The organism is Streptomyces sp. NPDC096193, assembly GCF_040302905.1.
Taxonomy (GTDB): Bacteria; Actinomycetota; Actinomycetes; order Streptomycetales; family Streptomycetaceae; genus Streptomyces.
The window spans coordinates 26879-38134 of sequence record NZ_JBEOSJ010000041.1; the positions used below are offsets into that span (position 1 = coordinate 26879).

At 69.4% G+C, this 11256-nt stretch carries 11 protein-coding genes, 1 pseudogene and 1 riboswitch; of the genes and pseudogenes, 9 read left to right on the forward strand and 3 right to left on the reverse strand.

Annotated features, from left to right (window positions below; genetic code table 11):
- Positions 1-37: 37 nt before the first annotated feature.
- Positions 38-979 carry a glucosyl-3-phosphoglycerate synthase gene (locus ABTX78_RS34250; RefSeq protein WP_352210681.1) on the reverse strand — a complete coding sequence of 314 codons (942 nt, stop codon included), beginning with the start codon at positions 977-979 and terminating at the stop codon, positions 38-40.
- A 115-nt stretch (positions 980-1094) separates the two neighbouring features.
- A riboswitch (SAM riboswitch) is annotated at positions 1095-1263 on the forward strand.
- 17 nt (positions 1264-1280) lie between these two features.
- Between ABTX78_RS34250 and thrC the strand changes: the two genes are divergently transcribed.
- The 5 genes from thrC to ABTX78_RS34275 all read left to right on the forward strand — a co-directional run bounded on the left by thrC (position 1281) and on the right by ABTX78_RS34275 (position 7251).
- On the forward strand, positions 1281-2564 hold the full coding sequence (gene thrC, locus ABTX78_RS34255) for a threonine synthase (RefSeq protein WP_352210682.1): 1284 nt from the start codon (positions 1281-1283) through the stop codon (positions 2562-2564).
- Positions 2565-2594: 30 nt separating this feature from the next.
- Entirely contained in the window at positions 2595-2870 is a 276-nt protein-coding gene (locus tag ABTX78_RS34260; protein ID WP_352210683.1) for a MoaD/ThiS family protein, read from the forward strand.
- Between the two features lie 434 nt (positions 2871-3304).
- The gene (locus ABTX78_RS34265; RefSeq protein WP_005315736.1) at positions 3305-3508 is read left to right on the forward strand and encodes a cold-shock protein; all 204 of its coding nucleotides are present in this window, start codon (positions 3305-3307) and stop codon (positions 3506-3508) included.
- Positions 3509-3893: 385 nt separating this feature from the next.
- Entirely contained in the window at positions 3894-5516 is a 1623-nt protein-coding gene (groL, locus tag ABTX78_RS34270; protein WP_352210684.1) for a chaperonin GroEL, read from the forward strand.
- A 223-nt stretch (positions 5517-5739) separates the two neighbouring features.
- Positions 5740-7251 carry an alpha/beta hydrolase gene (locus ABTX78_RS34275; protein WP_352210685.1) on the forward strand — a complete coding sequence of 504 codons (1512 nt, stop codon included), beginning with the start codon at positions 5740-5742 and terminating at the stop codon, positions 7249-7251.
- On the opposite strand, the gene ABTX78_RS34280 is transcribed toward ABTX78_RS34275, so the two are convergent.
- Positions 7248-7517, reverse strand: coding sequence for a DUF397 domain-containing protein (locus ABTX78_RS34280; protein ID WP_352210686.1), 270 nt, complete (start codon positions 7515-7517; stop codon positions 7248-7250). The genes ABTX78_RS34275 and ABTX78_RS34280 overlap by 4 nt on opposite strands.
- Positions 7518-7519: 2 nt before the next feature.
- Positions 7520-8342, reverse strand: a pseudogene (locus tag ABTX78_RS34285) (helix-turn-helix domain-containing protein); the annotation flags it as partial.
- 113 nt (positions 8343-8455) lie between these two features.
- Between ABTX78_RS34285 and ABTX78_RS34290 the strand changes: the two are divergent.
- The 4 genes from ABTX78_RS34290 to ABTX78_RS34305 all read left to right on the forward strand — a co-directional run bounded on the left by ABTX78_RS34290 (position 8456) and on the right by ABTX78_RS34305 (position 11167).
- Entirely contained in the window at positions 8456-8671 is a 216-nt protein-coding gene (locus tag ABTX78_RS34290; protein WP_313945623.1) for a hypothetical protein, read from the forward strand.
- Positions 8668-8886, forward strand: a complete 219-nt coding sequence (locus ABTX78_RS34295) for a hypothetical protein (protein WP_352210690.1) — start codon at positions 8668-8670, stop codon at positions 8884-8886. Before ABTX78_RS34290 ends, ABTX78_RS34295 begins: the two co-directional genes overlap by 4 nt.
- Before the next feature lie 87 nt (positions 8887-8973).
- Entirely contained in the window at positions 8974-10431 is a 1458-nt protein-coding gene (locus tag ABTX78_RS34300; protein WP_352210687.1) for an ABC transporter permease, read from the forward strand.
- A 49-nt stretch (positions 10432-10480) separates the two neighbouring features.
- On the forward strand, positions 10481-11167 hold the full coding sequence (locus tag ABTX78_RS34305; RefSeq protein WP_352210688.1) for an ABC transporter ATP-binding protein: 687 nt from the start codon (positions 10481-10483) through the stop codon (positions 11165-11167).
- Positions 11168-11256 lie beyond the last annotated feature (89 nt).

Here is an 11256-nt window from a genome sequence, read left to right on the forward strand (position 1 = left end):
AGTACGATATTCATGCAAGATGTCCGGATGTCGTCGGTTATGCCGCGCGACGCGCCGCATACTCACCGATCTCGCGCATCGGCGGGCGCTCCTCGGTGTCCACCGCGTGCGTCCGCGGGACGAAACCGTCCGAGCCCCGCTCGAACTGCGTCAGCGAGGGCCGCACCAAGTGCCCGCGGGAGAGCCTCAGTTGCGCCGTGCGGTAGATCGCGGCCGCCATCCTGCCGAGCGCCTGTCCGTCCTGATGGCGGTGCCGGCGTTCTCCCACGTCCACCTGCGCCAGCGCGTCCAGGCCCACGGTGTGCAGCGCGTCGACGAGAAGCCCCAGTTCCACGCCGTATCCGACGGGGAAGGGCAGCCGCTCCAGCAGCGCGCGGCGGGCCGCGTACTCGCCGCCCAGCGGCTGGACGAACCCGGCCAGCTGTGGCCAGTGCAGATTGAGCAGCGGGCGTGCCACCAGCTCCGTCACCCGGCCGCCCTGACCCGCGACGTCGCCCAGCGGCCGGTCGTACATCGCCTTCACGAACTGCACGTCGGGCTCGGTCAGCAGCGGGCCGACGGCCCCGGACACGAAGTCGGCCGAGAACTCCCTGAGGTCCGCGTCCACGAAGCAGACGATGTCCCCCCGCGTCACCATCAGCGAGCGCCACAGCACCTCGCCCTTGCCGGGGACGGCCGGGATGTGGGGCAGGATCGCGTCCCGGTGGACCACCCGCGCGCCCGCGGCGGCGGCCACCTCCCCCGTACGGTCGGTGGATCCCGAGTCGATCACCACCAGGTCGTCGACGAGGGGGAGGGGGCCGGACATCAGCTCGCGCCGGATGACGGTGACGATCTGCCCGACCGTCGCCTCCTCGTTCAGGGCGGGGAGCACCACGCTGACCGTGGCGCCGTGCTTGGCCGTGACCAGCCGGTCCACCGGGCGGTCCGCCGCCGACCACGACCGCCGGGACAGCCAGCGCTCCACCTCTTCCAGCACAGGATCTCCATCTCGCGGATCGGACGACCGTCTCAACCGTCCGGGGTGTCGGTTACAGTCTTGAACAACGCGCGGGGCCGTCGCATGCCGGGGGCCCACGCCGACAATCGAATACCGCTCATCCAGAGGGGCAGAGGGATACGGCCCGTTGAAGCCCCGGCAACCCTCCAGCCGGTCTCCGTTGCGCGCCCGTCCACGAGACGTGGCAGCAACCCGCGAGGCTCCCGGCTAGGGAAGGTGCCAAGTCCGTCTCGTGACGAAATGCGTCACGAGGAAGATGAGGAGAAAGGGCCTCGCCACCATGGCTGTGCAGACTGTCGCCAGCACCACCCCCGTCGACCTGGGACCGGCCGCGGCGCTCTCGTGCCGCGAATGCGGGGAGCGTTTCGAACTCGGCCCGATCTTTGCCTGTGCCTCGTGTTTCGGGCCGCTGGAAGTCGCCTACGACCTTCCGAGCGGCGACCCCGAAGGCCTGCGGAAGCGGATCGAGGCGGGTCCGGACAACATCTGGCGGTACGCCCCGCTGCTGCCCGTGCCGGCCGATGTGGCCGGGAAGCCGAACATCAACCCCGGCTTCACCAAGCTCGTCAAGGCCGACAACCTCGCCCGTGAGCTGGGCGTGACCGGCGGTCTGCACATCAAGGACGACTCCGGCAACCCGACGCACTCCTTCAAGGACCGCGTCGTCGCGATCGCCGTCGAGGCCGCCCGTGCCTTCGGTTTCACCACGCTCTCCTGCTCCTCCACCGGCAACCTCGCGGGCGCGGTCGGCGCCGCCGCCGCGCGCGCCGGCTTCCGCTCCTGCGTGTTCATCCCGCACGACCTGGAGCAGGGCAAGGTCGTCATGGCCGCGGTGTACGGCGGCGAGCTGGTCGGTATCGAGGGCAACTACGACGACGTCAACCGCTTCTGCTCCGAACTCATCGGCGACCCGCTCGGTGAGGGCTGGGGCTTTGTCAACGTCAATCTTCGGCCGTATTACGGAGAGGGCTCCAAGACCCTCGCCTACGAGATCTGCGAACAGCTCGGCTGGAAGCTGCCGGACCAGATCGTCATCCCGATCGCCTCGGGCTCGCAGCTCACGAAGATCGACAAGGGTCTCCAGGAGCTGATCAGGCTCGGTCTGGTCGAGGACAGGCCCTACAAGATCTTCGGCGCCCAGGCCGAGGGCTGCTCGCCGGTGTCGACCGCCTTCAAGGCCGGGCACGACGTGGTCCGCCCGCAGAAGCCGAACACCATCGCCAAGTCGCTCGCGATCGGCAACCCCGCCGACGGCCCGTACGTCCTGGACATCGCGCGCCGCACGGGCGGTTTCGTGGAGGACGTCACCGACGAGCAGATCGTCGACGCGATCAAGCTGCTGGCCCGCACCGAGGGCATCTTCGCCGAGACGGCGGGTGGCGTGACCGTGGGTGTGACGCGGAAGCTGCTGGAGGCGGGCGTGCTCGACCCGGCGCTCACCACCGTCGTGCTCAACACCGGTGACGGTCTCAAGACCCTGGACGCGGTCGCCCCGACCACCGGCCCCAGCGCGATCATCCGCCCGAGCCTGGGCGCGTTCCGCGACGCCGGCCTGGCCGGCTGACACCCCCGAGACTCAAGGAAGGCACGCAGCATGAGCGTCAACGTCCGCATCCCCACCATCCTCCGCACGTACACGGGCGGCCAGGCCGAGGTCCCGGCGGAGGGCGCGACGCTCTCCGAGGTCATCGCCGACCTGGAGAAGAACCACACCGGTATCGCCGCCCGTGTCCTGGACGACCAGGGCAAGCTGCGCCGCTTCGTGAACGTCTACGTCAACGACGACGACGTCCGTTTCGAGCAGGGTCTGCAGACCGCCACGCCCGACGGCGTCGGCATTTCGATCATCCCCGCCGTCGCCGGCGGCTGATACGCACCGTCACCGCTGTTGCCCCCTCCGCGAGAGAAGCGGAGGGGGCAATTCTGCATGGTTGAGCGCGGTACAGTTGGGGAAGTCCCCGCCGCTGCCCGTGCCCGCCGCATATGAGAATGCGCCCTGGCGCGACAAGAAGCGGCCAATGTGGGCGAGCAAAATGCCTCTTAAGTGTCATTTGCCGGGCCCGAGTTGCCCTGGATCTTCTTGAATTAGCGTCAAAGGTCCGTTCCCGCGCGCCCAGATTTCTCGTCCGATTGACCTGTTGCAGAGGGCAGTTGGACAGATACATTCAGCCGCGGTCGACGCGTTCCGGCGCACATCCCGAGGGCCTCCTTCCACCTCTGGCGGAGGGAATTCTCGGCGGTGAGGTATGACCCGGGTCCGCGAAGTGCGGTCCTGTGCAAGGGCCAGTAATAGGGGAGTTAGGCATGGCTCAGGGCACCGTCAAGTGGTTCAACGCGGAGAAGGGGTACGGCTTCATCGCGGTCGACGGTGGTGCGGATGTTTTCGTCCACTACAGCGCGATCCAGATGGACGGCTACCGCACCCTGGAGGAGGGTCAGCGAGTCGAATTCGAGATCTCGCAGGGCCAGAAGGGTCCGCAGGCGGACATGGTCAAGCTCGCCGTCTGATCTCGGCGCGATCGGCCACCGACGCACTCACGCGGCACTCACGAGGGGCCCGCATCCCACCAGGGAGGCGGGCCCCTCGTGCGTGCCGTCCCGGATCTCCCGGAGCCGCGCGCTCCCGCCCGTCGCCCGACCGCCACGCCTCGCCGGGGCTTCTTCGAAGCCGCTTGCACTCGACGGGGTCGAGTGCTAATCATTGGCGTTAGCACTCTGCAGGTGAGAGTGACAACTTTGAGGATCGGGCCGGCGAGGTCCGAGGGTCGTCGGGGCAAGGAACCGCACGGCTCTCAGACCGTCCGTCGCGGGCGCCTGCGCGGTCCGGAAGCAATCCTCCCCCGTTAGCCCTGCGGGCGCGGGGGGACCCCCAAGTCCGGGAGGACCACTTCACATGGCCAAGATCATCGCGTTCGACGAGGAGGCACGGCGCGGTCTCGAGCGCGGGATGAACCAGCTCGCCGACGCCGTCAAGGTCACCCTTGGCCCCAAGGGTCGCAACGTCGTCCTCGAGAAGAAGTGGGGCGCCCCCACGATCACCAACGATGGTGTTTCCATCGCCAAGGAGATCGAGCTCGAGGACCCGTACGAGAAGATCGGCGCCGAGCTGGTCAAGGAAGTCGCCAAGAAGACGGACGACGTCGCCGGTGACGGTACGACCACCGCGACCGTCCTCGCCCAGGCGCTCGTCCGCGAGGGCCTGCGCAACGTGGCGGCCGGCGCCAACCCGATGGCCCTCAAGCGTGGCATCGAGCGTGCCGTCGAGGCCGTCTCCGGCGCCCTGCTGGAGCAGGCCAAGGACGTGGAGACCAAGGAGCAGATCGCTTCGACGGCCTCCATCTCCGCCGCCGACACCCAGATCGGCGAGCTCATCGCCGAGGCGATGGACAAGGTCGGCAAGGAAGGCGTCATCACCGTCGAGGAGTCCCAGACCTTCGGTCTGGAGCTGGAGCTCACCGAGGGTATGCGCTTCGACAAGGGCTACATCTCGGCGTACTTCGCCACCGACATGGAGCGTATGGAGGCGTCGCTCGACGACCCGTACATCCTGATCGTCAACTCCAAGATCGGCAACGTGAAGGACCTCCTTCCGCTGCTCGAGAAGGTCATGCAGTCCGGCAAGCCGCTGCTGATCATCGCGGAGGACGTCGAGGGCGAGGCCCTGTCCACCCTGGTCGTCAACAAGATCCGTGGCACGTTCAAGTCCGTCGCCGTCAAGGCCCCGGGCTTCGGCGACCGCCGCAAGGCGATGCTGAACGACATCGCCATCCTCACGGGCGGCACGGTCATCTCCGAGGAGGTCGGCCTCAAGCTCGAGAACGCCGGCCTGGACCTGCTGGGCCGCGCCCGCAAGGTCGTCATCACCAAGGACGAGACCACGATCGTCGACGGTGCCGGTGACAGCGACCAGGTCCAGGGTCGCGTCAACCAGATCCGTGCCGAGATCGAGAACAGCGACTCGGACTACGACCGCGAGAAGCTCCAGGAGCGCCTCGCGAAGCTGGCCGGCGGCGTGGCCGTCATCAAGGCCGGTGCCGCGACCGAGGTCGAGCTCAAGGAGCGCAAGCACCGCATCGAGGACGCGGTGCGCAACGCCAAGGCCGCCGTCGAGGAGGGCATCGTCGCCGGTGGTGGCGTGGCTCTGCTCCAGGCTTCCTCGGTCTTCGAGAAGCTCGAGCTCTCGGGCGACGAGGCGACCGGCGCCAACGCCGTGAAGCTCGCGCTGGAGGCCCCGCTCAAGCAGATCGCCGTCAACGGTGGTCTCGAGGGTGGCGTCATCGTCGAGAAGGTGCGCAACCTGCCCGTCGGCCACGGCCTGAACGCCGCGACCGGTGAGTACGTCGACATGATCGCCGAAGGCATCATCGACCCCGCCAAGGTGACCCGCTCTGCCCTGCAGAACGCGGCCTCCATCGCGGCGCTGTTCCTGACCACCGAGGCCGTCATCGCCGACAAGCCGGAGAAGGCCTCCGCGGCCGCTCCGGGCGGCATGCCGGGCGGTGACATGGACTTCTGATCGACCGACAGGTTGATCGACCGTCCTGACCGAGGGCGGCACCCCTACTCCCAGGGGGTGCCGCCCTCGGGCGTTCCCGGGCACGCCAAAACGCCGGGCGGCGCGGTGGGCCGTACGGCCGGGCCGGAGCGGAGGGCCCCATGACCCGGGTGGGGCAAACCCCCCTGGGAACAGGCCAGGAGGCACCGTGGGAGCCGGACGCCGGTTCCGCGAGGGTCATCACATGCGAATCCTCGGCAGTACGACGACATCCGGCTTCACCGCGGCGGCGCTCACCCTTCCGGTCCTGGCGACGACACTCCTCGCCCTCCCGGCGCCCGCGTCGGCCTCGACTCCCCGACCGGACCCGGCAGTCCGCTGGGAGAAATGCACCGGCACGGGACTCGACCCGCGCCAGGAGTGCGCGGACATCTCCGTGCCGCTCGACCACGCGCAGCCCCGCGGGCCGCAGATCACCCTCGGCGTCTCCCGCATCCGCAGCGAGAACCCCGACAGACGACGCGGCACCCTGCTCATCATCCCCGGAGGGCCCGGCGGCTCCGGCATCAACGACCCCTCGGGCAAGGGGAAGAAGCTGCCCCAGTCGGTGCGCGACGCCTACGACATCGTGGGCTTCGACCCGCGAGGCGTCGGCCGGAGCACACCGGTGAGCTGCGGTCTCACCCACGACGACCTCGCCCTGGTGAACGTCAGGGGATGGCCCGCCGCGGACGGCAGCATCGACAAGAACACCGCGACCGCCCGCCGCCTGGCCGACGCCTGCGCCACGAACGGGGGCGAGGTGATGCGCAGCATCAGCACCCGCAACGAGGCCAGGGACATCGACCGCATCCGGCAGGCACTCGGAGAGCGCAGACTGTCCGCCTGGGGCCTCTCCTACGGCACGTATGTGGGAGCCGTCTACGCCCAGATGTTCCCCCACCGCACCGACCGCTGGGTCCTGGACAGCAACGGCGACCCCGACCCGAAGCGGGTGGCACGCGGCTGGCTCGCCAACTACGAGATCGCCATCGAGGACGCCTTCCCCGACTTCGCCGCCTGGGCCGCGGACCCCGCCAACCCCGATCGACTCGCAACGACGCCCGCCGAGGTCCGGCCGATGTTCCTCGCGCTCGCCACCCGCCTCGACCACGCACCGATCCCATGGGCCGGCGCCAACCCGGCGGAACTCAACGGCAACGTCCTGCGGCAGACCCTGCTGGACAGCCTCTACTCCGTCACGCGATTCCCCGCGCTGGCCAAACTGATCGCCGCAGCCCGCGACGGCCGCGAACTGCCCGCCGCGAACACGCCCCCGGACACGGTCATGCAGAACTCGGTCGCCGTCACGGGCGCCACGATCTGCAACGACGTCGACGCGTGGCCGGCCACCGACCCGGCCCCCTACGCCCGCGACGTCGCCAGGAGCCGCGAGCAGTACCCCCTCACCGCGGGCATGCCCAGGAACATCTGGCTGTGCGCGTTCTGGCAGGACAAGCCGCGCGAGCGGCCCACCCGCATCACCCCGGACGGCGGCCCCTCGAACGTCCTCATGATCCAGACCCGGCGCGACCCCTCCACGCCGCTCGCGGGCGCGCTGAAGATGCGCGAGGCGTTCGGCGCGCGGGCCCGGATGGTCACGGTCGACACCGTCGGCCACGGCGCCTACGTCGCCAACGGCAACGCCTGCGGGGACGACGCCGTGACCACCTTCCTGCTCACCGGTGAACGCCCGGCCCGCGACAAGGCCTGCTAGTCGCGCTTCAGCCCGGCGACGAAGGCGGACCAGGCGGCGGCCCTGAACACGAGTTCGGGGCCGTCGTCGTGGTTCTTGGAGTCGCGTACGGGAACGACCCCGAGCATGCTGTCGGCGACTTCGAGGCAGTTGCCGCCACTGCCGTCGCTGTAAGTGGACTTGCGCCAGGTGGCCATCTCCAGGCAGTTGCTGCCGTCGCCGCCGCTGTAGCTGGACTTGTGCCAGACCGCTGCTGACAGGTCGAACTCTGGGTTGCTGATCCTCATGCCGCGTAATCCTCCGCCACTGACGAGATCAGGGCCAAGGAAGTTTCCGGCGACAGTGCGGTGGCCCCGACCAGATCGTAGGACAGTTCGTGGCGCGCGACCGTGTTCGGATCATCCAACAACTGGCCGGTTCCCAGACCGTATACGTAGGCGAGCGGGGGCGCGTCGGGGAAGGTCATGAGTTTGAGGCCGCCATCGGAGGCCGCATGCGCTCCCGCCGCGAACGGCATCACCTGCACGATGATCCGGTGCCGCCGCGCCAGCCCCGCCACATGCTCCAGCGCCTCCGCCATCACAGCCGCCCCGCCCACCTTCCTCCGTAACACCGCCTCGTCCAGAACCGCCCACAACTGAGGCCTTGTTGGATCGGCCAGAAGTCGCGCCCTGTCCAGCCGAGCCTCCATCAACTCGTCGATGACGTCCTCCGTGGCCGTCGGTTGGTACGCCCGGAACACCGCCCGCGCATACGCCTCCGTCTGGAGCAGCCCCGGCACGAGCAGGGGTGCGTACTCCCTGATCGTCGTCGCGGTCGCCTCCGCTTCCGCCGCCTCGGCGAAGTGGTCGGGGTAACGCGACTTGTTGGACACCTCGCAGTTGCGGGTGAAGAACCCGTTCGTCCCGAGGATCTCGTCTATCTGGTGCGCGTACTCGGGCAGCATCCGGCGCGTGCCCGCCTCCATCTGGCCGATGCACGAGCCGCTGACGAACAGCGGCCTTCCCAACTCGTCCTGGGTGAGGCCCGCTTGGTCGCGTGCGTGGCGCAGTTCGGCGCCGAGCAGGGCGCGGGGGGGACGAGGAGGGATCGAGATCCTTGGGTCCTGGCAAGGCAACTCCCTGGCTGACAGGTCGCGTTGTTGGGCCGCTGTCACTGTTCAGGCTAGCCAGTGACGGACACGCTGGGTGAGGAAAGCGAACACTGAGTGTGGAGGTGCCTGGTCATGGTGGTGCGTTCGGCGGAGCGGCTGCGAGCCGCCGAGGAGGTGGTGGCCCAGTTGCGGCAGGGTCTCGACGTGGTGTCGGTGACGCTGCCGTCGCTGCGGGTCGATCTGGTGTCGCTGGCGAGCTCGGCGCCGTATCCCCTGGTGGAGCTGGGGCGTTGCAATCTGGACACCGCGCTGCGGCTGGCGGCGGTGCTTCAGGGGCTGGAGAAGTGAGCGGGCAGGTGCCGCAGGCGGGCACGTTCGCGGTCGATGCCCGGGACGGGCGCGTGGGGCTGGTCATGGGGCGCGTCGGCACCTGTGTGCAGCTGCGGCCCGTGGGCGGCGGGCGGGAGTGGGACTGTCCGCCGGAGGACGTACGGCCGGCGGCACCCGCCGAGGTGCTGAGAGCGCGGGTGCGGCAGCTCAACGCGGAGGGCCGGCTGCCGTGAACGGGTGGTGAGGGCGGCGCAGGGGTTCTCATGCTTCTCTCACCGCGCACTTAACCGGCCATCACGCCACCCGCCTAGCTTCCAGCCATGTTCTTCACCTATCTCCGGCGCGAACTGCGCCGCCGCAGAAAAGCGGCGCTCGTCGTCGCTTCGGGACTCGCCCTCGGAATCGCGCTGGTCATCGTGGTCAACTCGGTGTCGTCCGGGATGAATCGTGCCCAGGACAAGGTCCTGGAATCGCTGTACGGACTGGGCACGGACATGACCGTCACCAAGGCCGCCGCGCCGCCCGGGGAGGGTGAGACGACGCGACGCCCCCGGTTCGAGTTCGACGCGCAGGACAACGACGACACCGCCGAACAGGCGCGGGACCTGGTGATGGTCCAGGGCTTCGAGACGCTCGCCTCGTCGGCCGTCGCGCAGGTCGGCAAGCAGGACGGCGTGGGCGACGCCGTGGGTGGCCTCAGCGTGCGGGTCATGAAGGTCAACGGACAGTTCAAGCGAGGGGAGGCGGCGGCGCAGCCCGGGCAGGGCAAACCGGGAGGCGACACCGGCGGTGGCGGCGGGAAAGTGCAGGGCGGCGGCGCTGCCTTCGACATCGACTCCTACAGCGCGTACGGAACGGACGTCACCCAGCAGGACCTCGGCCCGCTGACGTCGTCGAAGATCACCTCCGGACGTACGTTCAAGGCGACCGAGACCGACGCCGAGGTCGTCGTGCTCGACAGCGCGTACGCCAAGGAGAAGAGCCTCGGCGTCGGCAAGACGCTCACCATCGCGAAGACTCCGTACCAGGTCATCGGGATCGCGACGGCCGACAGCGGGGACGCCGCGGCCCAGGTGTATCTGCCGCTCGCCCAGGCGCAGTCGCTCGCCGGTGCCAAGGACAAGGTCACCACGGTCTACGTCCAGGCGAAGGACTCGCAGCAGATCGACGCCGTGAAGCAGACCATCCAGAAGAACATCTCGGGGACGACCGTGACGACATCGGCGGATCTGGCCGACACCGTCTCCGGGTCCCTGTCCACCGCGTCCGACCTGGCCTCGGGTGTCGGCAAGTGGCTGTCGATCCTGGTGCTCGTCGCCGCGTTCCTCGTCGCCGGGCTGCTGACCTCGTCCGCGGTGAGCCGGCGGGTGCGGGAGTTCGGGACGCTGAAGGCCCTGGGGTGGAGGAGTGGCCGGGTGACCCGTCAGGTGGCCGGAGAGGCCCTGGTCAACGGGCTGTTCGGCGGCGCGCTCGGTATCGCGCTGGGGCTGGCGGGAGCCTGGCTGATCACGACCTTCAGCCCGACGCTGACCGCGCAGCTCGGCGGCGGTGGCGGCGGGGCAGGCGGTGGCCGGACGTTCGGAGCCGGTCAGGCGGGGCAGGGCGGTCCCGGCGCCGCGTCCCGTGCACTCGACATCGCGCTCACCGCGCCGGTCTCGCTGACCACGATCGGTCTCGCCGTCGCACTCGCCGTGGCGGGAGGGCTCGTGGCCGGCGGCTTCGGCGGCTGGCGCGCGTCCCGGCTGCGTCCCGCCGACGCGCTGCGCCGCGTCGAGTGACCCGGCGACCGCAGCAGCCTTTCTCATCCATGTGCAACAGGAGTTGATGATGTACGAGCTCAGTGGCGTCACCAAGCGCTACCGGCGGGGCAAGGACACGGTGCACGCACTGGCCGGTGTGGACCTCACCATCGAGGACGGCGGCCGGCTGGTGATCCAGGGTCCGACCGGCGGCGGAAAGTCGACGCTGCTCCAGATGCTCGGCGGGCTGGACCGGCCGTCGGAGGGCAGTGTGGTCCTGGACGGGACGGATCTCGCGGGCCTGCCCGAGGCGCGGCTGACCCGGGTGCGTGCGGAGAAGATCGGGTTCGTCTTCCAGAGCTTCAATCTGATCCCCACGCTGACGGCCCAGGAGAACGTGGAGACCGCGCTGGTGCCACTCGGTCTGAAGACGGCCGAGCGGCGTGAGCGGGCTGCGGACGCTCTGGGCTCGGTGGGGCTCGGTGAGCGGCTGAGACATCTGCCGAGCGAGCTGTCGGGCGGTCAGCAGCAGCGGGTGGCGATCGCCCGCGCGCTGGTCAAACGGCCCGCGGTGCTGCTGGCGGACGAGCCCACCGGCAACCTCGACGAGTCGATGCGGGACGAGATCATGGAGGTGCTGGAGTCCCTGTGGCAGGAACACGCGTTCACCTTCGTGATGGTGACGCACGACTCGGCGTTGGCGGGACGGGCGAGGCGGGTGGCGGTGATTCGTCAGGGGCGGGTGACGGTTGAGGAGCGGGCGGGGGCGGGGTGAGGCCGACGCGGCGCGGGGTGCCGGGTCCCTCAACATCAGCTATCCGTGGCCGGTGCACACCATGTCCGGCTTCACCCACCTCGGTTACT